This window comes from Oceanisphaera sediminis (assembly GCF_039539745.1).
GTDB classification, from domain to species: Bacteria; Pseudomonadota; Gammaproteobacteria; order Enterobacterales; family Aeromonadaceae; genus Oceanimonas; species Oceanimonas sediminis.
In genome coordinates this window covers 62,336-86,389 of sequence record NZ_BAABDS010000002.1, presented here as the reverse complement: position 1 = coordinate 86,389, position 24,054 = coordinate 62,336, and the positions used below count along the sequence as shown (strand labels likewise).

Here is a 24,054-nt window from a genome sequence, read left to right as displayed (position 1 = left end):
CCGAACAGCCATAGCAGCCGTTTCTTGATCGATGGAAACTTCAGTGGACCTCCGGTGCATCACAGGGAGTGAGGGTAACGCTGTGCCCGGGCGGCAGCCAGTGTTGAAGCGGTCGGCACTGGCCCGAGTCCAGGCACAGGGTATAATCTCCGGTAAACTCGGAGCTGGCAAGGGTGAGCTGTTCCAGCCACAGATCCGGTTGCCAACGCCATGCGCCCCGTTCCAGTCGTGCACCGGGGGGCGGCTCCATGCCGGCCCCCGAGCCTTGCACGCTGGCGGCCACCAGGTGCAACTGGTTGTTGGTTACCTGGTACTGTTCCTGCCAGCGCGTTTTTTCCACCGAGTGGTCCCAGCTCAGGGTAATGCTGCCGGTCAGCAGCATTACTGTGGTGGTGGCGGACGCCAGACACAGCATATCAGGCTACCGCCAGCTGCCGCTGGCGCCGGAACTGCAGCCAGTGGCGGCCAAGCAGCAGGGCGGCAAGAGCCAGACCGATTTCATCGGTAAAGGGCAGCGAGAACACCAGCAGCGCGGCGGCGGCGATGGCAAGCAGACGTTCCGTCCAGCCGAAGGGTCGCAGCCAGAAGCCGATAGCACCCATTCCCCATAGCGACACCGCCAGCAGTGCCTTGAACACCACGAAGACGGTCGCCACCAGGCCCGCATCGCCCTGCAACATCAATTCGGGGGCATAAACCGCCATGTAGGGCACCACGAAGCCGGCGATGGCGATTTGCAGTGAGCGCATGCCGATCCGCAGGCCCGAGGCCTTGGCGATGGGGGAAGCGGCGAAGGCGGCCAGCGCCACCGGCGGTGTCAGATCGGCCATGATGCCGAAATAGAACACGAACATGTGCGACACGATCAAGGGCACACCGAGTTCCAGCAAGGCGGGGGCGGCGATGGAGCTGGTGATGATGTAGTTGGGAATGGTGGGGATGCCCATGCCCAGCACCAGACAGGTGAACATGGTCAGCACCAGCGACAGCAGCAGGCTGTGCTCGCCCAGCTGAATAATGAAACCGGCGACTATGGTGGCGGCACCGGTCAGCGAGATAACCCCTATGATGACCCCGACCAGGGCACAGGCCACACCGACCGGCAGGGCATGCAGGGCACCCTGATAGAGGGCGTTGACCACGGTACTGAGAATGGTCTGTTCACGCTTGACCAGCAGCAGCACTGTCAGGATGGCGACGATCACGAAAATGGCGATGATGCCGAAATGGTTGAAGCTGGCACAGGCCAGGCCCAGCCCCACCCAGAAGGCGTAGCGCAGGCCTCTGGCGCCCAGGTGTCTGGCGATGCCGTTACCCATGATTAACACCACCGTCAGGGCCAGTCCCATCATGCCTGCAAACAGCGGGGTAAAACCGGAGAACAGCATGACCACCAGCGCCACCAGCGGCAGCAGCAGATACCAGCGTTGTTTGAGGGCGGCCAGCGGATTGGGGCATTCGGCCTTGGGCAGGCCGTTGAGGCCGGCCCGACCCGCTTCCAGATGCACCATCAGGAACACGGTAAAGAAATAGAGCACGGCGGGGATCAAGGCGGCCTTGGTGATGTCCACATAGGGTACGTTGATGGTTTCAGCCATGATGAAGGCGACGGCACCCATTACCGGCGGCATGATCTGGCCGCCCATGGAGCTGGTGGCTTCCACCGCACCGGCGAAGTCGGACTTGTAGCCGAATTTCTTCATCAGTGGGATGGTGAACTGACCGGTGCTGACCACGTTGGCCACACCGGATCCGTTGATGGTGCCCATCATGCCTGAAGACAATACCGACACCTTGGCCGGACCACCACGGGTATGGCCAACAGAGCCGATGGCCACGTCGTTGAACAGTTTGAGCATGCCGGCCTGTTCGAGAAAGGCGCCGAACAGGATAAACAGGAAGATGTAGCTGGACGAAACATAGGTCGGAGTGCCGTAGATGCCCTCGGTACTGAAGGCCAGTTGCGACACCACTTGATCCAGACCGTAGCCTCGGTGCATCAGTACATCGGGTAGATGCTGGCCGAGCAGGGCATAGGCGACGAAGCTCAGACAAATCATGGGCAACGCCCAGCCCATCAGTCGGCGGGCGGCGTCGAACACCATCAACAGGGTGACGCTGCCTATGATCCAGTCGGTCTGGTTCATGTCTCCGGCGCGATAAATGAGGTCCGCCTCGAACCACCAGTGGTAGAAGGCGAACAGCAGGGCTGTAGCTCCCAGCAGCAGGCTCCAGACCGAGGGGCGAGACAGACGCTGGCCGCGAGCACCGTAAAGCTGGTAAACCAGAAACAGCAGAAAGCCGACATGCACGGCCCGTACCACAGTGGTGGACAGGGGGCTGAAGGCGGCGGTGACAATTTGGAAAATTGAAAAAGCCAGGGCACCATAAAACACAAGCGCCTGAGGTCGGGTTTGGGGTTCGCTCATTATCACTCCTCAGCCCGTCCGCCGATATTCGGTCGGGCTGTAGTTTATACGATTGCCGTCGATAACGGACTCGATATAGGTTCTGGTTACTCGTGATGGGGGCCACAGTCCGAAAATAACCGATGGCCCCGATCTGTCAGTTCAACAGACCTTTTTCCTTGTAGTAACGTTCTGCGCCCGGGTGCAGCGGCAGGGGGAGGCCCTGCACGGCGCCTTCTGCGGTAATGCCTTCGGCTGCACTATGGGCATTGCGCAGAGCAGACAGGTTCTCATAGACCTGTTTGGCCATTTCATAGGCGGTGTCGTCGGATACTTTTTCATGAGTGATCAGCAGGTTGCTGATAGCCACGGTAGGCACATCGCTGTTCTGGCCGGTATAGGTACCTGCGGGAATCATGCTGGGACGATAGGCATCGTTGCCGATATTGGTGACCAGCTCGGCGGGAATGGACACGAATACCACGGGAGCATGGGAAGCCAGATCGCGAAAGGCAGCCATACCGAGACCGGCAGATTGCAGGGTGGCGTCCAGCTGGCGGTTTTTCATCAGCTCGACCGATTCACCGAAGGGCAGGTATTCGGTGCGGGAAAAGTCGTCGTAGCTCATGCCGGCGGCCTTGAAGATGGCGCGGGCATTCAGCTCGGTGCCGGAGCGCGGCGCGCCGACCGAAATGCGCTTGCCCTTCAGATCTTCCAGACTGGTGATGCCACTGTCGGCCCGCGCCACGATCTGGATGTAGTTGGAATAGGTGGCGCCCACGGCACGCAGTTTTGACAGTGGCGCCTTGAAACCGGCTTCTTCTACGCCGTTCCAGGCATCACCCACGCTGTCGGCCAGGGCAAAGCCGATTTCACCGCGGCCACGTTCGAGCAGGGTCAGGTTTTCTACCGAGGCGCGGGTGGCTTGCACCTGTACCTTGGCATCGGGAATCTGCTTGCCGTACAACTGGGAAATGGCGACGCCCAGCGGGTAATAGACGCCGCTGGTCCCGCCGGTAAGCACGTTGATGAATTCGGTGGCCTGGGTGGCGGTAATCGATAACGCCAGGGTGGCGCCGAGCACACAGTGTTTGATGACCTTCATTGGTTGGCTTCCTTGTTGGTTATGATATTGCAGCAATAATGTTGCAGTTTTGATGCCATTTTTCAGAAGCTGATTTTGTTTTTAAGTGTTTGATTTTTATGGGTTAATTAAATGGCTATTCTGTATTCTCAGAATGTCATGTCTAAAGTGTTCTGATTCTTCGGAAACTCATGGACTCTATGGGGCGAGGGCATCACGATGCAGTTTGGGGCGGGCATGTAGTATTATTGGATGCAGTTCTGTCTCTGAGATACCCGGATCCGGAAAGGAGTCTTCTTTGATTTTACCGAGCATGCTGGCGCTGTTACTGGCCGCCTGGAACCTTGACTGGCGAGCCTGGCTGGCGGACAAGACCCGTCAGCATTTGAGTTTTGGCGCGGCCATCGCCCTGGTGCCGCTGTGGATGCTGCAGGCCGGCGTCAAGGACGGGCTGGAGGTGCACTTTCTCGGCCTGACCACCATGGTGCTGATGCTGGGCTGGCGAATGGGCATCTTGATGGGCAGCCTGAGCCTGCTGCTGATCACCCTGTTCGGTTTTGAACCCTGGCCGGATTTTGGCGCCAATTGGCTGCTGGGAGTGATAGTGCCGCTGTCGTTCAGCTATTTCGTGTTTCTGCTGACCTATAGCTATCTGTATCGGCACCTGTTCGTCTACATCTTCGTTGCCGGCTTCTTCAATGCGGCCCTGACCATAGCGCTCAAGATGCTGACCTTTGCCGGTTATATGGTGTGGTCCGGACAATACAGCGGGCAGGTGGTGATGGATAACTATGTCGGCATTATGCCGCTGCTGCTGTTTCCCGAAGCCCTGCTCAACGGCATGGCCATTACCCTGCTGGTGGTGTTCAAACCCCGATGGATGAATACTTTTTTCGATCGCGACTATCTGATTAACAAGTAGGGCTCTTCTGATGGCGGTGTCTGTCTGGTAGTCTGCTCCGATAACTCAATCTGAAGTGAGAAACTGATGACCCCTCGAGTATTGAAACCACTTGCCTCCATACTGGCGCTGGGCCTGCTGGCCGCCACCCCGGCCCAGGCGGACATGAGCCGTGAAGAGTTCCAGAAACTGGTGCGCGAAACCTTGCTGGAGCAGCCGGAAATCCTGCGCGAAGCCATTATCAAGCTGGAAGAAAAAGACAAGATGGCCCAGCAGCAGGAGTTTGCCAAGCAACTGAAGCAGCAGTCGGCCCAGCTGTTTGCCAATCGCACCGACGGCATCATGGGCAACCCCAGGGGCAAGATAGAAATGGTGTACTTCACCGACTATAACTGCCCCTATTGCCGCCGCATGAACAAGAGCCTGAACGAAGTGATTGCCGACGAGCCGGAGCTGAAGGTGATCGTCAAGGATATCGGTATTCTGGGGCCCGACTCGGTACAGGCGGCACGACTGGCACTGGCCGCCGCCCAGGAGGCGCCTCGTCAGTATGAAGAGCTGCATCAGGCGTTGATGAGCCAGCAACGCGTGCAGACCGCCGCCCTGGCCACCATTGCCGACAAGGCCGGGCTGGATGCCAAGACACTGCAGCAGACCGCCGACAGCAAGGACATTGCCGACAAGCTGAGCCAGAACCTGAGCCTGTTCCGCAGCCTGGGCCTGAACGGCACGCCGGCACTGGTGTTCCCCGACGGCACCCTTATCCCGGGCGCCATCGATGCCGCCGCCCTGAAGGACCTGCTGAAAGATAAGAAATCGTAGGGATTAGGGATTAGGGATTGGGGAGTACAATTCCCCAGTCCCCATTCCCCATTCCCCATTCCCCAGTTCCGGCTCTTACTTCCAGCTGGCTTTACGCTTGGCGTTTTGCAGCTTCTCGTAGGTGGCCAGCAGTGCCTGATGGGCGGCAAAGTCCTGCAGGCTTTCGTCGGCCAGGGTCAGACCGTGGAAACGGGCGCTGCCATCGATTTGCTGCCATACCTGTTCCACGGTGTCGGCACCGAACATGCTTTCGAAAGCCGAACGGTATTGGGCCGGTTCGCGCTCTTCCGACAGGTGCAGTTCCAGTGCCGCTTTCAGGCAGCGGTAGTAGCGGTGGCGCTCGTCGGTAAAGACAGATGCGTTGAAGCTTAGGGTCCAGTCGGCGTATTCCAGTGCGGTTTCCTGCTCACCGGCGGCCAGTGCCAGCATGCACTTGAGCTCGCCTACCCGCAGGGTATGCCAGGCGGTGCCCTTGTTCGGTGCTATGCCGATCAGCTCGCGCACCCGGGTAAAGTCGTCCAGCCCTTCTTCTTCCAGCAGTTCGTACAGGCCCATCAGTTGCTCGGCGTCCGCATCGCTGGCGGGCAGGCTGAGCAGGGTGGCGCGCAGGCCGGCGCCCATGCTGTTGTTGGCCAGTTGCAAATCTTCTACCGGGTAGATATCGGACATGCCGGGCACCAGAATACGACAGGCATACACGCCCAGATGCTCGTAATCGGCGATGTACACCGGCTGCTCCAGCTGGTTGAAGATGGCCATCAGGTGATTGAATTCCTGCTCCGAGCTGCCGCTGAAATCCCAGTCGGCAAATTCATAGTCGGCCTCATCCTTGAACATGTCCCAGCTGATCAAGCCGGAAGAGTCGATGAAGTGGGTTTCCAGGTTGTGATGATCCGCAATTTCGTCATCTTCGAAAGACGGCGGTACGAACACGTCCAGATCCTTCAGGCTGCGGCCCTGCAGCAGCTCGGTCACGGTACGCTCCAGCGCCACTTCGAAGCGCGGGTGAGCGCCGAAGGAAGCAAAGCAGGTGCTGTTGCTCGGGTTGAACAGCACCACGCAGATCACCGGATAGGCGCCGCCCAGCGAGGCGTCAAAGGCGTGAATGGGAAAGCCTTCCGCCTCCAGTGCCGCGATGGGCTCCTGAATATGCGGGTAGCGGGCCATTACCTCGGCCGGAATGGTCGGCAGGCTGATACGCTCGGCAATGATGCGGTTTTTGATATGGCGCTCGAACACCTCGGACAACCCTTGAGTGCGGGCTTCGGTGCGGGTGTTGCCGGCGCTCATGCCGTTGGAGACATAGAGGTTGCCGACGATGTTCATCGGAATATACACGGTCTGGTTGTCGCCCTGGCGCTCGAAGGGCAGGGCGCAGATGCCACGTTCTTCGTTGCCGGACTGCAGATCGATCAGCATATCGGCGGTCAGCTCGCCGTCGGGGTCGTAGAAACCACGGGTATAGTCGTCGAGCACACCTGCGGGCAGGCCGTTGTCGGCCGGCAGTGCAAACCACTTTTCGTTGGGGTAGTGCACGAAGTCGCCGTTGGCGATGTCCTGGCCGAGGTAGAAATCGGCAAAGAAGTAGTTGGTAGCCAGACGCTCGAAGTATTCACCCAGTGCCGAGGCCAGCGCCGCTTTTTTGCTGGCGCCCTTGCCGTTGGTAAAGCACAGCGGGCAGTCTTTGTCGCGAATATGTACCGACCACACATTGGGTACCGGGTTAAGCCAGGAGGCTTCCTCGATATCAAAGCCCAGGGTACTTAGCTGCTGCTGAAAATAGCTGATGGAATCCTCTAGCGCGGCGTCTTTGCTGGGGATAAAGGTTTTCATGGGGGAGTCCTTGGGTGTGATCGGCAAAAATGGGGGCAGATCCTAACCCGCGCGCAGAAATTGAACAAGCGAGATCATCAATGGCCGTTGGGCCAGCAAATACCGGACAAAGGGCCCGCTCCGCCGACTCGCTATGAATACCTCCGTGTACGCTCTCTGTTTCATCCCTGAAACAGAAGGTCGGCGGAGCAGATCCCTTTGTCCTCCTTGATGCACCTGAGCTGTCGGTGGGTGCTGTCGGCAGATAACTCGATGTTCAAGAAGAGGCAACAGAGATCGACTACCACGACCGTGAAATGCCATGGACGGCATTTCCGAGCCCTCAGGGGGCAGCTTGCTGCCTGCATCAAGTTTGGTGATGGACTAAACATCCAGTGAATGTTTGCAGCCATCGCCAAACGCAGATGTCCTTAGCCCATGGCGTGTCGTGGGAGTCGGCTGTGTTGCCTATGAGCACAGGTTTAAAAATATCAGGTCTTTATTCAAGCCGGGTATTCATCACGTTTTTGATATTGGCCAATCACCATGAAAAAGCCCGCCGGGTGGCGGGCTTTTGAACACCAAAACCAAGACGTCGCTTACGGCAGCAGGTGCAGCATGCGGCGCAGGGGCTCGGCGGCACCCCACAGCAGCTGGTCGCCAACCGAGAAGGCAGACAGGTATTGCGGGCCCATGTTCAGCTTGCGCAGACGGCCAACCGGTACACTCAGGGTACCGGTCACGGCGGCGGGGGTCAGTTCTTCCATCGACAGCTGACGGTCGTTGGGAATCACCTTGACCCAGTCGTTGTGGCTGGCCAGCAGCTTCTCGACTTCGGCAATGGAGATGTCTTCTTTCAGCTTGATGGTAAACGACTGGCTGTGGCAGCGAAGGGCGCCGACGCGCACGCACAGGCCGTCAACCGGAATGGCCTGCTCGATACCGAGGATCTTGTTGGTTTCGGCCTGACCTTTCCATTCTTCGCGGCTCTGACCGTTTTCCAGTTGGGAGTCGATCCAGGGGATCAGGCTGCCGGCCAGTGGCACACCGAAGTTGTCGACCGGCAAATCGCCGCTGCGGGTCTTCTCGGTGACTTTGCGTTCCAGCTCGAGAATGGCAGAGGCGGGATCGGCCAGCTCGTCGGCCACTTCGTCACGCAGCATGCCCATCTGGGTGATCAGCTCGCGCATGTGACGGGCACCGCCGCCGGAGGCCGCCTGATAGGTGGAGACTGCCACCCATTCGACCAGATCTTTTTCGAACAGGCCGCCCAGCGCCATCAGCATCAGGCTGACGGTGCAGTTGCCGCCGACGAAGGTTTTGGCGCCATTGTCCAGTGCTTGTTGAATCTGCTTGCCGTTGACCGGATCCAGCACGATCAGCGCTTCATCGTCCATGCGCAGGGCAGAGGCGGCGTCAATCCAGTAGCCGTTCCAGCCGGCGGCACGCAGCTTGGGGTAGACTTCCTTGGTGTAATCGCCGCCCTGGCAGGTCAGTACCACATCCAGCGCCTTGAGGGCCTCGATGTCGTAGGCGTTCTGCAGGGTACCGGCATCGGTGCCGAAGTCGGGGGCAGGCTGACCCGCCTGAGAGGTGGTGAAAAAAACCGGTTTAATACGCGAAAAATCACCTTCTTCCACCATACGGCTCATCAATACCGAGCCCACCATACCGCGCCAACCGACCAGACCTACCGTTTTCATCATCAAATGTCCTTCCCTTGGAAGTGAATAAACCAAAATACCCTAGGGTCTGTTGACCTTTCGCGGTGAAATTTTGTTCGAGTTAAACGCGCTTTTATCGCGGCGAGAGGGGAGTAGCCTAGCATTCTAAGCAAAGCCCTCTCAACAAAGAGAAAAGCGCGTTTAGCCGAACCCGCAGGGCAGCGCTTGTGGGGGCTTGCTACTGCGTTATCGCTTATTTATGTAGAGTGACTACACGGCATAAGCGCTGCCTTGTATCAAGCCCCCACAAACTGCTGCAAAAATCATCTCGAAAGGTCAACAGACCCTATTCACCATACTGATTGAGCAAAAAGGTGCAAGAAATAAAGGAAAGACGGCGGTAGCGACTCAGCCGCCGAGCGACAGAAAGGCGAGGATGAAAACCGGCGCCGCCAGGCTTAAAATGAAGCCGGAGACGATGGCCACCGGCACTATGGCCACGCCGCCGGAGCGCTGCAACACCGGCAGGGTAAAGTCCATGGCGGTGGCCCCGCCGTAGCCGATGGCGCAGGACGGATGTCGGCGCATCAGCGCCGGAATCATCATGATGGCGACCAGCTCGCGGGCCAGATCGTTGAGGAAGGCGGCGCTGCCCATCACCGGCCCCAGCTGGTCGCTGATCAGGATGCCCGACAGCGAATACCAGCCATAGCCGGACGAAAAGGCCAGGCCATGACTCAGCGGCATGTTCAGCAGCCAGGCTCCGGCCAGGCCGCCGCCCCAGGAGCTGACCATGACCACCAGCGCTATGGTCAGGCCCCAGGGATTGAGCAATATCTGCCGCAGTTTCATGCCGGAATTACGCAACTGAATGCCGATCAGCAACAACAGCAACATCAGCGCCCACTCGCTCAGGGTGTCGACGGCAAACCACTCCGGGTCGAGAAATTGCCCCAGCACCACACCGGCGAGAATGACCAGGCACAGCCAGACCGAGTCCAGCAGCAGCGACCATTTGCTGATAACGGGCGCGCCGCGTTCGCCACTGACCCGGCCGCGGCGTACATCCAGCAGCCAGAGTCCGGTCAGGTTGGCGAGGGTCGTACAGAAAAGAAACACCACACAGACGGTAAAAATGGTGCCCAGGTGGGCGGTCAGGTTATCGACGAAAGCCAGGCTGATGCCCATCAGGAACAGGATCAGATAGACCATACGTGCCACCGACACATTGATAACATGCAGGATCGACTGGGAACGGCAGGGGACACAATAGCCCAGCGCCAGAGGCAACAACACGATAAGTAAGCCGGAGTACATAGGGTTTATCTTCCAATTTGTTGATTCAGCGGGTTTTTTAACCGCTATATTCCATTGACGACAGGATACGTGAGCCGAAATGGAAAAAAAAGCCGAAATATGTGCGGTGTGACCTTGTGCTCGGTGTCGAGAGCTCGCGCAACAATCGTGAAGTTGCCGACGGCAGTTAATGCAGCAAAAACATTCCTGCTTGATAATTTATTCGATATTTTTGCATAATATTATACTGCCAGTGAGGGTTTATTGTGTATAAAAAACCAACTTGCAGGCTTTTGAAAAGTAGATTCTGTTGTTATTAGGGCAAACAGATGGTAGTTTTCTTCACAGCGGTTAACAAGCTGTTAACCATGAACGCAACTATGCCGCCTTGTCGGCATCGGGAACAAGGGTCTAACGGATGAGTAAAGCTGCCCTGGAAGTGTCGGGACTGCACAAACACTACGGCTCCCTGGAAGTGCTGAAAGGCATCGATTTAAAAGCCGACAACGGCGACGTTATTTCCATTATCGGTTCTTCCGGATCCGGTAAGTCCACCTTTTTACGCTGTATCAATCTGCTGGAAACCCCATCGGCCGGTGAAGTACGGCTGCATGGCGAGTTGATCGAAATGCGCACCAACAAGGCCGGCGAACGTGAGCCGGTCAGTATGCGTCAGGTCGAGCGCATTCGCTCCCGGCTGGCCATGGTGTTCCAGAGTTTCAATTTATGGTCCCATATGACTATATTGGAGAACATCATCGAAGTGCCGGTGCATGTGCTCAAGGTGCCGAAGAAAGAGGCCATCGAAAAGGCCGAGGCGCTGCTGCAAAAGGTCGGGCTCTATGAACGGCGGGAATATTACCCCAGCCACTTGTCGGGCGGTCAGCAGCAGCGGGCGGCGATTGCCCGGGCGCTGGCGGTGGATCCCGAGGTGATGTTGTTCGATGAACCCACGTCGGCGCTGGATCCCGAGCTGGTCGGCGAGGTACTGGGCGTCATGCGGGGGCTGGCCGAAGAAGGCCGCACCATGCTGGTGGTGACCCACGAAATGAGTTTTGCCCGGGAAGTCTCCAACAAACTGATATTTTTGCATCAGGGTCTGGTGGAAGAGCAGGGCGATCCCAAGCAGGTGTTTGCCAACCCCAGCTCGGAGCGATTCAAGCAGTTTATATCGTCGTCCTATTGAAACCGGCGAATAATAAACCATTGATACAAGGCGTAATACAAGGAGCAAGACTTATGAAAAAACTGTTGGTAGCAGGCGCCATCATGGCCAGCCTGGCGGCAGGCGCGGTTCAGGCAAAGGAATGGAAAACCGTACGTTTTGGTATTGAAGGCGCTTATCCTCCGTTCTCCTGGACCGATGAAAGCGGCGAGCTGCAGGGCTTTGACGTGGACATGGCCAATGCATTGTGCGAGCAGATGCAGGTGAAGTGCGAGCTGGTGGCACAGGACTGGGATGGCATTATTCCGGCACTGCTGGCGCGTAAATACGACGCCATTATTGCCGCCATGTCGATCACTGAAGAGCGCAAGCGTACCGTGGACTTTACCGGTAAATACGCGCTGGTCCCCAACAAGTTCGTGACCAAAAAAGGCACCACGCTCGATCTGAGCAAGGAAGGCCTCAAGGGCAAGAAGGTGGGGGTACAAATCGCCACCACTCACGACAAGTACCTGACCGACAACTTCGGCCGTGATGTATCGCTGGTGCGCTACGGTAACGCCGATGAAGCCTATCTGGATCTGAAGTCCGGCCGTATCGATTATGTGTTCCTGGATGCGACGGCGATCGAGGAAGGCCTGCTCAACAAGGAAGGTGGCGATAAGTTCGAATTTGTCGGCCCTTCGGTCACCGATGAGCAATGGTTCGGCGAAGGCTTCGGTATTGCGGTACGCAAGCAGGATCAGCAGCTGAAAAACATGCTCAATCAGGCCATTCAGGATCTGCGTGAAAACGGCAAATACGAAGAAGTGAACAACAAGTACTTTGAATACGACGTTTACGGCGGTTAATCAGCGTTTATCGGCCCCGTTTCGGGGCCGATATGATAGGACATCGTTATGCTGGATCTGAAAGGATACGAAGGCGCCCTGATGGAAGGGGCGGCAGTCACCATACAGGTGGCCCTGTTATCATTACTGCTGGCGGTTACCCTGGGATTGCTGGGGGCACTGGCCAAACTCTCCTCATTCAAACCTGCCCGTTGGCTCGCCACCGGTTACACCACGGTGATTCGGGGCATTCCCGATCTGGTGCTGATGATGCTGATTTTCTTCGGCGGTCAGGTACTACTCAATAATTCACTCTATTCGCTCAACGAGAAGCTGAACGACTGGATCGGCGGCGGCGATCCCGGCCATGAATGGGTCAGTTATTTGCCCGACTATGTGGAAATCAGCCCCTTCATGGCCGGCATCGTTACCATTGGCTTTATCTTCGGCGCCTACATGACCGAAACCTTTCGCGGCGCCATTCTGGCGGTAGACAAGGGCGAGCTGGAAGCAGCCCGGGCCTATGGCATGCGCTCGACCCTGGTGTTTCGCCGCATTCTGTTTCCGCAGATGATGCGCCACGCCCTGCCCGGGCTGGGTAACAACTGGCTGGTATTGCTCAAGACCACGGCATTGGTGTCGATCATCGGTCTGGACGACATGGTGCGCAAGGCCTCGCTGGCGGCGGGCGCTACTCAGCTGCCCTTTACCTTTTACATGGCGGTGGCGGTGATCTTCCTGCTGTTTACCACCCTGTCTACCTCCATGCTCAAATGGGCAGAACGTCACTACGCCATTCAGACGAGGTAAGAAATGGATTTTTCAATCATCATCAATGAATGGACCGTCTACTGGCAGGGGCTTTATACCACCCTGTTTCTGGTGGCCATCTCGCTGTTGCTGGGGCTGCTGATTGCGGTGCCGCTGGGCATATTGCGCAACAGTGCCAACTGGCTGCTCAAGGGACCGGCCTGGGCCTATATCTACTTCTTTCGCGGCACGCCGCTGCTGGTACAGCTGTTTCTGATTTATTACGGCGCCGGGCAGTGGGTCTGGTTGCGGGAGTCCGCCGCCTGGGAGCTGTTCAGTCAGGCCTGGTTCTGCGCCATTCTGGCCTTCACGCTCAATACCAGCGCCTATACCGCCGAGATTATTCGTGGCTCGATCAATGCGATGCCCAAGGGGCAGATTGAAGCGGCCTATGCCTATGGCATGAACCGCATGACCACCTTGCGACGCATCATACTGCCCAACTCGTTTCGTCGGGCCCTGCCGGCCTACAGTAACGAGGTGATATTCATGCTGCACGGCTCGGCGGTGGCGGGGGTGATCACCATAGTGGATCTCACCGGCGCGGCGCGGATCGTCAATTCGCGCTACTACTCGCCCTTCGAAGCCTTTCTGGCGGCGGGTCTGGTATACATGTGCCTGACCTTCCTGCTGGTCTGGGGCTTTCGTCGGCTTGAAAACCGCTGGTCTCGGCACCTTCAGCCCAGAACGAACTAAAAGTGCCAAGAGCAGTTGTCAGCTTTAAGCTGTCAACGATCAGCCAAAGATAAAAACAGTGCCAAGCCAAATAAAAAAACCGAGCCAGTGTAGGCTCGGTTTTTTCTTTTCTTACGGCTGACAGCCTGTCTCTTAGCCACAAGTTTTTGTTGTTCTTAATGAGGCCATCAGGCAAAGCGCACTGCTCAGCCGACACGCCGTAAACCCCTCCCTGGGGGCTCAAACCGAGCCATCCCTGGCGCGGATGGTCGGTTGAGCAGACACCCTTTGCTCTCCCATCGGTAACGGAGTGGTCTGTCAGTGGTGCTCACCGACGACTCGGAGCCTGAAAAGAGGCGGCTGGGATAGACTCTGTCGACCATCACATGACAGGACGTCATGTGCTGAGCGTCGCAGGGATGCGGTTTAGCGTGTCGGAAGAGGCTACCCAGTTGCCTCTGAGCGTATCTTATGGGCTGACAGAGTTGTGACCAAGAGACAGGCTATAGCTGTAAGCGGTCAAAAAAACCGAGTCTTCGGCAGACTCGGTTTTTTTGTCTTTTCTTACGGCTGATAGCTTAAAGCTGATCGCTGCCTGTTAAGTTTTTTTCTTCTTGCGAATACTCAGCCCCAGCTCGCGACCGCGCAACTTGGCGTAGTAGGTATTGCCGATGAACATGGTGCTGGCCAGCAGCAGTTCGACCAGCGCCAGCCAGCGCTCGCCTTCATCCACCCACAGCAGGGTGGCCGAGTGCAGAAAATACGGCATCAGCAGGTAAACGGCCCAGGCATGGGTATAGGGGTTGCCCTTGATCATGCCTTTCATGGGAATAAACAGCCAGGGCAGCCACATCACCAGCATGAAACCGACGCCGAGATCCGGGTGCGGGGAGAGCAGGCTGTGCCAGAGGGCAACCCAGATGATCAGGCCAAGGTAGCCGGTCAGTGCCAGCAAACGTGCCAGTTTGATGTTCATTACAGAATGTCCAGTACCTGCTCGGGCGGACGACCCAGGGCAGCTTGGTTGTTGTTGACCACGATGGGGCGCTCGAGCAGCCGGGGATGAGCGGTCATGGCGGCGAGCAGCGCGTCTTCATCCTGCACATCGGCCAGCCCCAGATCCTTGTATTCCTGCTCCTTGGTCCGCATCAGCTCCCGGGCCGAACTCATGCCCAGCTGGGTCAGCAGGGTCTTGAGTTGATCTGCGCCGGGTGGGGTATCGAGATATTTGATAATCTCGGGGTTCAGCCCTTTTTGTTCCAGCAGGGCGAGGGTTTCCCGACTCTTGGAACAGCGGGGGTTATGATAGATTGTCAGGCTCATTCTGAACTCCTGTGACCATGTGGTCGCTATGTTTCGGGTGATATGCGGGTGATAACTAGGATGATTGTATAAAAGCTGGTGCGGAGGGTACAGCATATGGGCAGACAGCAGGCTTTGTTTTTGGCGGTGTCGCTGTTGGCGACCTCGTTGGTGGGGTGTGGTGATGCGGCCACCCTGACTTTGTCGAATGGTGAACGTCGCGAGTTGAGCGATTATCGAGGTCAGTGGCTGGTGGTGAACTATTTTGCCGAGTGGTGCGCCCCCTGCCTGCGGGAAATGCCCTTATTGAATGAGCTTAATGAGCGGAACGAACTCAGCGACGCCGAGGGTCCGGCAGTATTGGCGGTGAGCTTCGATGCTCTGCCTCCTGCCGAGCTGGAGCGTTTGAAAACGGACTATCGAATGACGATGCCGGTGGCCGCCAGCCTGGAAGGCCCCTGGCCGTTTGAAACACCGCGGGCACTGCCGACCACCCTGGTGATCAACCCGCGCGGCAAGCTGGTCGACAGCCATCAGGGCGAACTAAAGGCGGAAGATCTGGCCCGCTGGCAGGCCCGGTACTGGCCGAAAAACAACGGCTTGTGAGGTGTGAGGCGTAAATTCCTCACCCCTCACCCCTCACCCCTCACAGGGTTTGTCAGTTAGTTTCTCAACGCATCCCAGTCTTTTTGCTGCTGGCGTAGTTGTTCCAGCCGGGCGCCGAGGCGGGCGCGCTGCATGGCGTCTTTGGACAGGTTGGCGGCAATTTCCATCTGATCTACCGCCAGATCGTATTGACCTTTCAGCGCCGCCACTTCGGCCTGAGCCCGACGGAAGGAAGACTCGTCACTCAGCGGCCGGTAGGCCTGAGCGATCAGCTCCCAGGCCAACAGGTTTTCCGGATGGCGGCGCAGATAATTGTCGAGCAGGGTGGCGGCGTCCTGATGACGACCCGCCTGCATCAGGCTGTCGGCCAGGTTGATGATCACCACCTGATTATCGGGGCGTTGTTTCCGGGCTTGCTGTAACCGGGCAATGGCGCTATCGAAGCGATCCTGTGCGTTATCCAGGTCGGTCAGCGCATCGAGAATAAAGATGTTGTTGGCGTGGCGGCTTGCTAAAGCTTCCAGCAGGGGGCGCGCCTTGTCGTATTCATTAACCTGCAACAGCGCCAGCGCCTGACCATAACGGGCGGCATCGGCTTGCCAGTTGCCGCCCTCAACGGCGGCCTGTTCAAAGAAACGCTGTAAATCAACGGCACCGGATTGCTGAAAACGCACCATGATCCTGGCCTTGGCCAACTGAAACTCCAGGCTGGCCGGGTAGTTTTTGGCCGGATAGTCCTGAGCCCGGCTGCGGGCTTCGGCAATGCGGCTGGTGGGCAGCGGGTGGGTCAGCAGCATGGGCGGCGGCGTGCTGGCAAACTGATATTTGTCGGCCAGTTTCTGAAAAAAACCGGCCATGGCATTGGGATCGAAGCCGGCGTTGTAGAGCAGACGCAGGCCGATGCGATCCGCCTCGAATTCATTGTCCCGGGTATAGTTGATGGCCGACTGCATCTTCAGGCCCAGGGTGGTCTGCAGTGCGGCCATACCCGCCTGTGGGTTGACCACCGCCAGCGCCACCGAGCCCACCAGTCCGGCGATGGTCAGCGGGGTACTGCGCGACTGGGATTCCAGATAGCGGGCGATATGGCGCTGGGTAACGTGGGTAATTTCGTGGGCGATAACCGAGGCCAGTTCGCTTTCGTTTTCTGCATACAGGAACAAGCCGGTATGCAGCTGCAGCACGCCACCGAGAAAGGCGCTGGCGTTGATGCTGTCGTCACGGATCAACAGAAACCGGAATGGAAACCGGACCGAGTCGGCCTGAGACAATAGTTTGAGACCCAGATCGGTGACGTATTCGTTGAGCACGGGATCGTTGCTTACCGGCTGATTGGAACGGGCAAAGCGGATAAACGCCTGACCAAAGCGGGCTTCCCGCTCCACCGACATGGCGCTGACGCCGGCGGTGCCGATATCGGGCAGACTGTTGGCGGCCTGTAGCGGCGTCAGTGTCAGCAGAGAAAAAGCCAACGCCAGCCTGGTGGCATGAAAACCCATTCTTGTTACCTGGTTGATGGTGCACTCCCTGCAGAATACTCGCCCCAATAAGGGGGAACAAGCATTGTTTGGTAGCCATAACAAAGGGATAATGCCTTTCTTTTTTGGCCGGAGGAACGGTGGAAATACTGGATGCGAGTGCCTGGCGCTGTCCGCTGCCGTTGCTTCGGGTAAAGCTTTGGCTGAAAGCGGCCGAGGCCGGGCAGCAGTTACGGCTGTTACTGAGAGACTCGGGCTCTCGTCAGGATATACCCGCTTATGTTTCGCGTATGGGCCACGCCGTTGAGGTGCTGGCCGACGATGGCGAAATGCTGATATTGATGATTACCAAGGCATCATGAGGAAGTTATTACATGCTGGATATTCTTAAGCATTGGTATCGACAGCGGTTTTCCGACCCCGGTGCCGTTGCGTTGTTCCTGAGCCTGCTGTTCGGCTTTGTGGTGGTGTATTTCATGGGCCATATATTGGCGCCTTTTTTCGCCGCCGTGGTCATTGCCTATCTGTTGGACTGGCCGGTCAGCCGAATGGAGCGACTGGGGCTGATGCGCTGGCTGGCTGCCGCCGTGGTGCAGCTGCTGTTTGCCATGATGGTGATATTGTCGCTGATCAGCATAGTACCCACCTTTTTGTCGCAGACGGCCAATCTGGCCCGGGAAATCCCCGCCATGATCGGCCGTTCCCAAGAGCTGCTGCTGACGCTGCCGGAGCGGTATCCGGAGTTGGTGGACGTGACCCTGATCCAGAATGTGCTGGATGACTTGCGCGCTCGCCTGCTGGGCTCGGCAGACGCCATTCTCAGCGTATCACTCAGCTCGCTGACCAATGCGGCGGTGTTGATGGTGTACCTGATCCTGGTGTCGGTGCTGGTGTTTTTCATGCTCAAGGACAAGCGGGCCTTGTTACAGAGCACCAACCGTTTTCTGCCTGAAAACCGGGAGCTGGTATCGCGGGTGTGGCACGAAATGAACGTGCAGATCGCCAACTATGTACGCGGCAAGGTGATTGAAATCCTCATCGTGGGATCGGTCAGTTATCTGACCTTTATCCTGCTGGATCTGCGCTACCCGCTGCTGCTGGCGGTACTGGTGGGTTTTTCGGTGCTCATTCCCTACATCGGCGCGGCGGCGGCCACGGTGCCGGTGGCCATGGTGGGGCTGTTTCAGTGGGGCTTTACGCCGCCCTTCTTTTACCTGATTGTCGCCTACGGCATCATTCAGGCGCTGGATGGCAACGTGCTGGTGCCGATCCTGTTTTCGGAGGCGGTCAACCTGCACCCCATCGCCATTATCGTGGCGGTGCTGGTGTTTGGTGGCCTCTGGGGATTCTGGGGGGTGTTCTTTGCCATTCCTCTGGCCACCCTGGTCAAGGCGGTGATCAACGCCTGGCCCAGGCAGGATGATCTACCGGCCAACATAAATAATTAATGCAAAAGCAATAAGGAAAATACAGTGAGAGAACACTTTGGCTCGCGCTTCGGCTTCATCATGGCCGCCGCCGGGGCGGCCGTCGGGCTGGGCAATATCTGGGGCTTTCCGACACAGGCGGCCAGCAATGGCGGTGGCGCCTTTCTGATCGCCTATCTGGTGCTGGTGATGATGCTGGCCTTCCCGATGCTGGTGATGGAAGTGGCCATCGGTCGTTACGGCCAGGCCAATCCGGTGGACTCGGTGCGCAAGCTGGGTCGTACTCCGCTGCAAAAGGCCATGTCCTCGCTGGTGGGCTATGCGGGCATGCTGGTGCCGAGCCTGGTGCTGTCGTTCTATGCCATTGTGGCCGGTTGGCTGCTGGCCTTTCTGGCGGCGGCGGTGACTCGCATTCTGGGCTGGGATAGCGCCACCGAATGGCTGCAGGCCTTTGGTCTGGGGCGCAACATCGTCTGGACCCTGGTGTTCTATCTGCTCACCATTCTGGTGGTGCAGGCCGGGGTACGTCGGGGCATAGAGCGCTGGTCGGCGCGGCTGATGCCGGCGCTGTTTGTGCTGTTTCTGTTGCTGTTCTTCTACATACTGACCCAGGACGGCGCCATGACCGGCCTGAGGCACTATCTGGTGCCGGACTTCAGCAAGGTTTTCGAACCGGGACTGCTGATCAGCGCCATGGGCCAGGCCTTTTTCTCGCTGACCATCGGCGGTTGCTCCATGCTGATGTACGGCTCTTATCTGAACAAGCACGAGAACATACCGCGCACGGCCTTTCAGGTGACGCTGCTCGATACCGGCGTGGCCTTTCTGGCCGGACTGGTGATACTGCCGGCGATGTTTGTGGCCATGAACAACGGCGTTACCATCTTCGCGGAAGATGGCAGTCTGCTCAGCTCCGATACCCTGGTGTTTGTGGTGCTGCCGGCGCTGTTTGATACCATGGGGCCGATAGGGCTGGTGATGGCACTGGTGTTCTTCGTGCTGATGGGCATCGCCGCGCTGACCTCGTCCATTTCCATGCTGGAAGTGCCGGTGTCTTACAGTATCGAACGCTTCAAGACCTCACGTCCCTTGATGACCTGGCTGCTGGGCGGTGCGCTGGCGCTGTTCAGCGTGGTCATCTGCCTGAATTTCGATGCCCTGTTCGGCTTTGTGATCCGGCTGTCGACCCAGAATATTCAGCCGCTGGTCGGCCTGGGCTTCTGTGTGCTGGGTGGCTGGATGTGGGGGCGGGCCAAGTTGTTTGAAGAGTTGGTACAGGGCTCGCCCGAACTGGCATCCAGTGTGTTCTGGCGCATCTGGCCCTGGTACGTGCGCATCGTCTGCCCGCTGCTGGTGCTGCTGGTCATCGGTTCCAGCTGGTAAGTTAATGCGGGGACTGGGGACTGGGGAATAAAACCGGAGTTCGGGGTTGATGCCCCGAGTCTGCAGATGTCATTCCTGCGCAGGCAGGAATCCATTGTGCAGACTCGTATGTCGTTTATTGGTGTGGCGCATCATGTGATGGACTCCGGCCTTCGCCGGAGTGACGATGTTACGAACCCCGAACCCCGAACCCCGAACCCCGAACCCCGAACCCCGAACCCCGAACCCCGAACCCCGAACCCCGAATCCCGGAATTTAATAAAGCATGCTGTACAGCTTGCGACGGTAGCGGGAGGCAACCGGGTCGGCGCCCATGGTGGTGAGCATGTCCAGAAAATGCTTTCTGGCTTCGCCAAAGGCCAGATCTTTTTGCAGTACCTCGGTCAGTAACTGCAGGGCTTCTTCCTGTCGGCCGGCCTGAAAATACAGTACCGCCAGCTCTTCTTTCAGTGCCAGTGACTCCGGCTCGGCGGCCAGTTTCTGCTCCAGCTCACGCAGCTCGGGGCTGTCGGCGGCTTCTTCGGCCAACTCCAGACGAGCCAGAATATGCTGATACTGACCATCCTGATCCGCCATGCCGATGGTGGCCAGCAGCTGCTTGGTTTCTTCCAGCTTGTTGAGCGCCAGCGCCGCTTCGGCCAGACAGAGGCGAATGGTGGCCGTGTCTTCCAGCGCCCGGGCCTGTTGCAGCAGACCATAGGCGGCTTGCGGATCCATGCCCAGCATCTGCTTGGCCTGATCCAGCAGCAGCTCGGCTTCGTTGGGCTGATAGGACTGCAGAAACTGCTTGATGCCGTTTTCATCCTGCGGCCCTTCCAGCACATCGACCGGCTGACCGTCCTTGAAAGCCACCATGGCGGGCAGCCCACGCAGACCCAGCTGTGAGGCCAGACTCTGCAATTGCGGATCTTCCACGTCAACCTTGGCCAGATCGATATGACTGTTGTCGGCGCCGATAAGGCGCTCCAGCAGCGGCGTCATGGGCTGGCATTCGGGCACCGCCTGGGCGTGAAAATAAATCACCACCGTCTTGTTCATGGAGGCTTCGATAAGCGCTTGCTGAAAATTCTGCACATTGATGTCAACGATCATAAACAGGGTCTCACTCAGGAGTTATGAATTTGGGAGTCTAGGGATAAATTGGGTTGCGGTCCGGTTATTTCAAGCTCACAAGGTAAATCGCTCAGGCGGAGCAGGGTGGGTTCCGGCCCTGCCACAGCGTCACTGGTCTCGTTATGCTCGTCGATGGCCAGGGTCAGCCAGCTGTGCCCCAGCGCATATTGATGCAGCCGGTAACGATGTTGCTCCAGGGTGGCGCATCTTGTGTCCGGTTGCCAGTGTACCCGCTGCAGATTGTTGGCGATGCCGCCGCCGTGGGCCTTGAGTACCGCCTCCTTGACCGTCCACAGGCGGGTGAAGTCGGCGGATGCGGTCTGGCTCAGGCTCAGCCATTGCTGCTCCTGCTCGGTCAGGTAACGACGAGCCAGGCGGGTTATTTGCGCCGGTGACAGCTGTCGGCCTTCAACATCGACCCCCAGGCTGTTTTGATTGCCGATGGTCAGCGCCAGGGTATCGCCACTGTGGCTGATATTGAAATGCCAGCCGGGCTGTTCCAGCAGCGGTTTCCCTCTGGCATCGATATGAATGGCGATACGCTCCGGTGGCTCGGATAGCCGGTCGGCAAGCAACTGGCGCAGCAGGTAACGGCCCAGTAAAAACAGCCTCGCCTGGCGCGGGTGCCGAATGCCGTCGAGCCGGGTGAGCTCGGCATGAGAGAGTGTTTTTTGGGCATTAATGGGCAGGCTGACACCGAGACTGTTGCAAATTAATAATTCGGTAAAAATATCTTTGTTTTTGCTCATATTATTTTTGCCAAACCCCCGAGATCTGCACTAGTATCTTTGAGATTGATAGCTGATTGCCATGACTCATATGAAAAAGGTAATTGTTCTTAGCAGTTTATTGCTGCTTGCCGGTTGCAGCAGCACTCCCCAATCTGAGTCAGGAAAAAAGACAGCTGGAAAAAAACCGTCTTCTTCCCTGACTTACAGTATCAGCACCGGTTCGATGAAGACCAGGCAGGCCTCGGTTCGAAATCTGCATCAGGTCTATCAGCGCTGGCGTGGTGTGCCATATCGTTTTGGCGGCGTTGATGCCGAAGGTATCGACTGTTCGGCCTTTACTCGTACCCTGTATCAGGAAGTATACGGGATGGAGCTACCCAGAAGTACCTACGAGCAGGTCACCCTGGGGCGCCCGGTAAGCAAGAAGGAATTGCAACCGGGCGATCTGGTGTTTTTCCGTACCGGTCGAACCCGGCATAACGGTGTTTATGTGGGAGATGGCAAGTTTGCCCACGCCTCATCCAGTGTCGGGGTCACCATTTCCCGGCTGGATAATGTGTACTGGCGCAGTCGCTACTGGCAGGCCCGACGTTTGCTCGACGAACAGTAAAACCGGGATTAGGGATCTGGGATTCGAGTCCCTAATCCCTAATCCCCAATCCCTTGAACCCCGATCCCGGTCTTAATCACTCACCCTGAAAACGATTCAGATCGTCCATCACCTGCAACAGCAATGACAGTTCCGGGTTGGCGTTCGGCTCGGTTTTATAGTCTCTTGCCCGCAACAACTGAACGTCGCCCTGACGGTTAAACAGCGTAATGTCATCCTGTTGATAGATAACATATTCTTCTTCATCCGACGCCAGTCGCCAGCGATTGGCATCGGCCTTGAACAAGGATTGGCCGGTACTGTAACTACGCAGCGGACTCTGTACGCCCAGCGCCTGGCGCAGCAGGGTGGGCACCAGATCCAGCTGGCTGGTCGGGTGATCGTAGCGGGCCGGCTGGCGTTCACCCGGCCAGTCGACAACCAGAGGCACCTGCAGCTGATAAGGCGAGTAGGCGTTACCGAACCCCCAGGTGTTATTGTCGTTATCGTTGAACTCCATGCCGTGGCCGGAGGTGACGATGATCAGGGTGTCGCGCTCATCAACCTGTCTGACTTTTGACAGTAACTGTCCCAGCAGGCGATCGGTATAGAATACCGAATTGCGATAGCGGTTGAACAGGGCCTCGCGTTGCTCGTCTCGATAGGCCTGAGCCGGGTTCAGTTGCTGCAGCGAAGGCTGGAAGGGTCCTTTAATACCGGCGGGCAGGTCCAGCGAGTTGAGTGCATCCAGGTAGACGAAAGAAAACCAGGGCCGTTCGTTATCCTGTTGTTCCAGCCAGTGGCCAAAGTCGTTGACGGCCTGGCGATCACCTTCGGCACCGGCGGCAGCCGTGTCGAATGACTGATTGCGCAGGGTCGAAAAAATGGCATTGCGGTACAGTGTTTTATCCAGGCCGCCGCTGGCAAAGAGGCCGAAACGATAATCCTGACGCTGCAGTTCATCGATCAACACCGGGGCTATGCCTTCCTGCTCGGTATCGCGCTGGTAATGAGACGGCAGACTGTAAAACAGGCTGAACAGGGACGAGCGGGGCTGATTACCGGCACTCAGATGATTATCGAAACGCAGATGACGATGGGCGAAACGATTCAGATTGGGCATGGTAATGGCATCGAGCTGATCGGCGCGCAAGCCATCCGCCACCACCAGTAGAATGTTGGGCGAGGTATCCGGTGCCTGTACCGACAGCGGGCGCAGCGGGTAATTCAATCGTCGCCGGGGTTGCTCTGCCACCTGTTGCGACAACTGGCGATATTGATCTTCATCCAGCCAGCCCTGCTTGATGAGGAAGCTCTTGGCCGTCATCGGGTAAGACAGTGGGAAATTGGCTTTCTGATTGGTGATCGGGGTGTATACCAGCGCATCGGCCCAGATATGGACGCTGTGGGTAAGAAAAAAACTCACCAGCAGAGGGAGCGCCAGGGGCAGAGCCAGCGAACGACGTCGGCGTTGGCTCCAGCGCCAGAGCCAGCCGGCCAGCCACAGTTCAAACAGAAACAGCACCGGCACCCACACAAACAGCCAGCCCCAGCCGGACGCTTCTTCGGCCTGAGCTTGTTCCAGCAGCAGTTGCCAGACGGTCGGGTTAAGATGAAACCTGAACAGGCTGAATACCTGGGTGTCTACCAGCAGCAGGGTCAGCGCCCCGGTGGCAATGGCGGCCCCCAATAACTGTACGGCGCGTACTTTCGGGAACAGAAAGGTCAGCGGAAACAGCGTCAGCAGATAGGTAAAAAAGCTCAGAAAGGCGAAGTGCCCGATCCAGCTGACCAGCATATAGCCGCTACCCAGCAGGGTATCGGGCCAGCCGGCAAGCAGCAGATAACGACTCGACACCGCCAGCGCCAGCAGGATATTGAAAAGCACCATCCAGTGGCCCCACCCAATCAGGCGAGAGACATTGTCGCGATAGAGATTACCGGTATCGAGCATCGTT

The 24,054-nt window shown here is 57.7% G+C and carries 23 protein-coding genes; 11 read left to right on the top strand and 12 right to left on the bottom strand.

Translation table 11 applies throughout. The features are described 5' to 3' along the window. Window positions 1-40: 40 nt before the first annotated feature. From ABD827_RS00960 to ABD827_RS00950, 3 genes are all read right to left on the bottom strand, one after another. Window positions 41-415 carry a DUF1850 domain-containing protein gene (locus ABD827_RS00960; protein ID WP_344961509.1) on the bottom strand — a complete coding sequence of 125 codons (375 nt, stop codon included), beginning with the start codon at window positions 413-415 and terminating at the stop codon, window positions 41-43. A 1-nt stretch (window position 416) separates the two neighbouring features. After that, window positions 417-2,429: a TRAP transporter permease gene (locus tag ABD827_RS00955; protein ID WP_344961507.1), complete on the bottom strand. Its 2,013-nt coding sequence runs from the start codon at window positions 2,427-2,429 to the stop codon at window positions 417-419. Window positions 2,430-2,565: 136 nt separating this feature from the next. Continuing rightward, window positions 2,566-3,513 carry a TAXI family TRAP transporter solute-binding subunit gene (locus tag ABD827_RS00950; protein ID WP_344961505.1) on the bottom strand — a complete coding sequence of 316 codons (948 nt, stop codon included), beginning with the start codon at window positions 3,511-3,513 and terminating at the stop codon, window positions 2,566-2,568. A 277-nt stretch (window positions 3,514-3,790) separates the two neighbouring features. Between ABD827_RS00950 and ABD827_RS00945 the strand changes: the two genes are divergently transcribed. Beyond that, window positions 3,791-4,414, top strand: a complete 624-nt coding sequence (locus ABD827_RS00945; protein ID WP_344961503.1) for an energy-coupling factor ABC transporter permease — start codon at window positions 3,791-3,793, stop codon at window positions 4,412-4,414. A gap of 66 nt (window positions 4,415-4,480) precedes the next feature. Next, on the top strand, window positions 4,481-5,215 hold the full coding sequence (locus ABD827_RS00940) for a DsbA family protein (RefSeq protein ID WP_344961501.1): 735 nt from the start codon (window positions 4,481-4,483) through the stop codon (window positions 5,213-5,215). A gap of 75 nt (window positions 5,216-5,290) precedes the next feature. Here ABD827_RS00940 and ycaO read toward each other — a convergent pair whose 3' ends face one another. From ycaO to ABD827_RS00925, 3 genes are all read right to left on the bottom strand, one after another. Continuing rightward, window positions 5,291-7,048, bottom strand: coding sequence for a 30S ribosomal protein S12 methylthiotransferase accessory factor YcaO (ycaO, locus tag ABD827_RS00935; RefSeq protein WP_344961499.1), 1,758 nt, complete (start codon window positions 7,046-7,048; stop codon window positions 5,291-5,293). Between the two features lie 578 nt (window positions 7,049-7,626). After that, window positions 7,627-8,730, bottom strand: a complete 1,104-nt coding sequence (gene asd, locus ABD827_RS00930) for an aspartate-semialdehyde dehydrogenase (RefSeq protein ID WP_344961563.1) — start codon at window positions 8,728-8,730, stop codon at window positions 7,627-7,629. A gap of 369 nt (window positions 8,731-9,099) precedes the next feature. Then, window positions 9,100-10,008 carry a LysO family transporter gene (locus ABD827_RS00925; protein WP_344961497.1) on the bottom strand — a complete coding sequence of 303 codons (909 nt, stop codon included), beginning with the start codon at window positions 10,006-10,008 and terminating at the stop codon, window positions 9,100-9,102. A 397-nt stretch (window positions 10,009-10,405) separates the two neighbouring features. Here ABD827_RS00925 and ABD827_RS00920 point away from each other — a divergent pair, with 397 nt between their 5' ends. The 4 genes from ABD827_RS00920 to ABD827_RS00905 are packed head-to-tail and all read left to right on the top strand — an operon-like array spanning window position 10,406 to window position 13,488. After that, the gene (locus tag ABD827_RS00920) at window positions 10,406-11,173 is read left to right on the top strand and encodes an ABC transporter ATP-binding protein (protein WP_344961496.1); all 768 of its coding nucleotides are present in this window, start codon (window positions 10,406-10,408) and stop codon (window positions 11,171-11,173) included. 53 nt (window positions 11,174-11,226) lie between these two features. After that, window positions 11,227-12,003: an ABC transporter substrate-binding protein gene (locus ABD827_RS00915; protein WP_298715659.1), complete on the top strand. Its 777-nt coding sequence runs from the start codon at window positions 11,227-11,229 to the stop codon at window positions 12,001-12,003. Window positions 12,004-12,051: 48 nt separating this feature from the next. Beyond that, a complete protein-coding gene (locus ABD827_RS00910; protein ID WP_344961493.1) occupies window positions 12,052-12,792 on the top strand; it encodes an ABC transporter permease in 741 nt (246 codons plus the stop codon). Window positions 12,793-12,795: 3 nt separating this feature from the next. Beyond that, entirely contained in the window at window positions 12,796-13,488 is a 693-nt protein-coding gene (locus ABD827_RS00905; RefSeq protein ID WP_298715655.1) for an ABC transporter permease, read from the top strand. 577 nt (window positions 13,489-14,065) lie between these two features. Here the strand turns inward: ABD827_RS00905 and ABD827_RS00900 are convergent. After that, entirely contained in the window at window positions 14,066-14,443 is a 378-nt protein-coding gene (locus ABD827_RS00900; RefSeq protein WP_344961491.1) for a DUF2069 domain-containing protein, read from the bottom strand. Further along, window positions 14,443-14,790: an arsenate reductase (glutaredoxin) gene (gene arsC / locus ABD827_RS00895; protein WP_344961489.1), complete on the bottom strand. Its 348-nt coding sequence runs from the start codon at window positions 14,788-14,790 to the stop codon at window positions 14,443-14,445. Before arsC ends, ABD827_RS00900 begins: the two co-directional genes overlap by 1 nt. Window positions 14,791-14,886: 96 nt before the next feature. On the opposite strand from arsC, the gene ABD827_RS00890 reads away from it, so the two are divergent. Beyond that, window positions 14,887-15,375, top strand: coding sequence for a TlpA family protein disulfide reductase (locus ABD827_RS00890; protein ID WP_344961487.1), 489 nt, complete (start codon window positions 14,887-14,889; stop codon window positions 15,373-15,375). A gap of 56 nt (window positions 15,376-15,431) precedes the next feature. Here ABD827_RS00890 and bepA read toward each other — a convergent pair whose 3' ends face one another. Next, window positions 15,432-16,874, bottom strand: a complete 1,443-nt coding sequence (bepA, locus tag ABD827_RS00885) for a beta-barrel assembly-enhancing protease (protein ID WP_344961485.1) — start codon at window positions 16,872-16,874, stop codon at window positions 15,432-15,434. A gap of 119 nt (window positions 16,875-16,993) precedes the next feature. On the opposite strand from bepA, the gene ABD827_RS00880 reads away from it, so the two are divergent. Genes ABD827_RS00880 through ABD827_RS00870 form a run of 3 tightly spaced genes read left to right on the top strand, consistent with a single transcriptional unit; the run spans window position 16,994 to window position 19,663 of the window. Next, window positions 16,994-17,215 (top strand): sulfurtransferase TusA family protein, encoded by a 222-nt coding sequence (locus tag ABD827_RS00880; protein WP_298715645.1) that lies wholly within the window; start codon window positions 16,994-16,996, stop codon window positions 17,213-17,215. Between the two features lie 12 nt (window positions 17,216-17,227). Further along, complete coding sequence (locus tag ABD827_RS00875) at window positions 17,228-18,301, top strand: AI-2E family transporter (protein ID WP_344961482.1); 1,074 nt, start codon at window positions 17,228-17,230, stop codon at window positions 18,299-18,301. Window positions 18,302-18,325: 24 nt separating this feature from the next. Further along, entirely contained in the window at window positions 18,326-19,663 is a 1,338-nt protein-coding gene (locus ABD827_RS00870; RefSeq protein WP_344961481.1) for a sodium-dependent transporter, read from the top strand. A gap of 255 nt (window positions 19,664-19,918) precedes the next feature. Here the strand turns inward: ABD827_RS00870 and ABD827_RS00865 are convergent, their stop codons facing one another. Next, window positions 19,919-20,755, bottom strand: a complete 837-nt coding sequence (locus ABD827_RS00865; protein WP_344961479.1) for a tetratricopeptide repeat protein — start codon at window positions 20,753-20,755, stop codon at window positions 19,919-19,921. Between the two features lie 14 nt (window positions 20,756-20,769). Continuing rightward, window positions 20,770-21,525, bottom strand: a complete 756-nt coding sequence (locus tag ABD827_RS00860; protein ID WP_344961477.1) for a 4'-phosphopantetheinyl transferase family protein — start codon at window positions 21,523-21,525, stop codon at window positions 20,770-20,772. A gap of 205 nt (window positions 21,526-21,730) precedes the next feature. On the opposite strand from ABD827_RS00860, the gene ABD827_RS00855 reads away from it, so the two are divergent. Then, complete coding sequence (locus ABD827_RS00855; protein ID WP_344961476.1) at window positions 21,731-22,117, top strand: NlpC/P60 family protein; 387 nt, start codon at window positions 21,731-21,733, stop codon at window positions 22,115-22,117. A gap of 76 nt (window positions 22,118-22,193) precedes the next feature. Here the strand turns inward: ABD827_RS00855 and ABD827_RS00850 are convergent, their stop codons facing one another. Further along, window positions 22,194-24,050 (bottom strand): DUF3413 domain-containing protein, encoded by a 1,857-nt coding sequence (locus ABD827_RS00850; protein WP_344961475.1) that lies wholly within the window; start codon window positions 24,048-24,050, stop codon window positions 22,194-22,196. Window positions 24,051-24,054: the final 4 nt, after the last annotated feature.

Coding starts and splice junctions, on each gene's coding strand:
- ABD827_RS00960 (WP_344961509.1), bottom strand. CDS start 415: ATGCTGTGTCTGGCGTCCGCCACCACCACAGTAATGCTGCTGACCGGC.
- ABD827_RS00955 (WP_344961507.1), bottom strand. CDS start 2,429: ATGAGCGAACCCCAAACCCGACCTCAGGCGCTTGTGTTTTATGGTGCC.
- ABD827_RS00950 (WP_344961505.1), bottom strand. CDS start 3,513: ATGAAGGTCATCAAACACTGTGTGCTCGGCGCCACCCTGGCGTTATCG.
- ABD827_RS00940 (WP_344961501.1), top strand. CDS start 4,481: ATGACCCCTCGAGTATTGAAACCACTTGCCTCCATACTGGCGCTGGGC.
- ycaO (WP_344961499.1), bottom strand. CDS start 7,048: ATGAAAACCTTTATCCCCAGCAAAGACGCCGCGCTAGAGGATTCCATC.
- asd (WP_344961563.1), bottom strand. CDS start 8,730: ATGAAAACGGTAGGTCTGGTCGGTTGGCGCGGTATGGTGGGCTCGGTA.
- ABD827_RS00925 (WP_344961497.1), bottom strand. CDS start 10,008: ATGTACTCCGGCTTACTTATCGTGTTGTTGCCTCTGGCGCTGGGCTAT.
- ABD827_RS00920 (WP_344961496.1), top strand. CDS start 10,406: ATGAGTAAAGCTGCCCTGGAAGTGTCGGGACTGCACAAACACTACGGC.
- ABD827_RS00915 (WP_298715659.1), top strand. CDS start 11,227: ATGAAAAAACTGTTGGTAGCAGGCGCCATCATGGCCAGCCTGGCGGCA.
- ABD827_RS00910 (WP_344961493.1), top strand. CDS start 12,052: ATGCTGGATCTGAAAGGATACGAAGGCGCCCTGATGGAAGGGGCGGCA.
- ABD827_RS00905 (WP_298715655.1), top strand. CDS start 12,796: ATGGATTTTTCAATCATCATCAATGAATGGACCGTCTACTGGCAGGGG.
- ABD827_RS00900 (WP_344961491.1), bottom strand. CDS start 14,443: ATGAACATCAAACTGGCACGTTTGCTGGCACTGACCGGCTACCTTGGC.
- arsC (WP_344961489.1), bottom strand. CDS start 14,790: ATGAGCCTGACAATCTATCATAACCCCCGCTGTTCCAAGAGTCGGGAA.
- ABD827_RS00890 (WP_344961487.1), top strand. CDS start 14,887: ATGGGCAGACAGCAGGCTTTGTTTTTGGCGGTGTCGCTGTTGGCGACC.
- bepA (WP_344961485.1), bottom strand. CDS start 16,874: ATGGGTTTTCATGCCACCAGGCTGGCGTTGGCTTTTTCTCTGCTGACA.
- ABD827_RS00875 (WP_344961482.1), top strand. CDS start 17,228: ATGCTGGATATTCTTAAGCATTGGTATCGACAGCGGTTTTCCGACCCC.
- ABD827_RS00865 (WP_344961479.1), bottom strand. CDS start 20,755: ATGATCGTTGACATCAATGTGCAGAATTTTCAGCAAGCGCTTATCGAA.
- ABD827_RS00860 (WP_344961477.1), bottom strand. CDS start 21,525: ATGAGCAAAAACAAAGATATTTTTACCGAATTATTAATTTGCAACAGT.
- ABD827_RS00855 (WP_344961476.1), top strand. CDS start 21,731: ATGAAGACCAGGCAGGCCTCGGTTCGAAATCTGCATCAGGTCTATCAG.
- ABD827_RS00850 (WP_344961475.1), bottom strand. CDS start 24,050: ATGCTCGATACCGGTAATCTCTATCGCGACAATGTCTCTCGCCTGATT.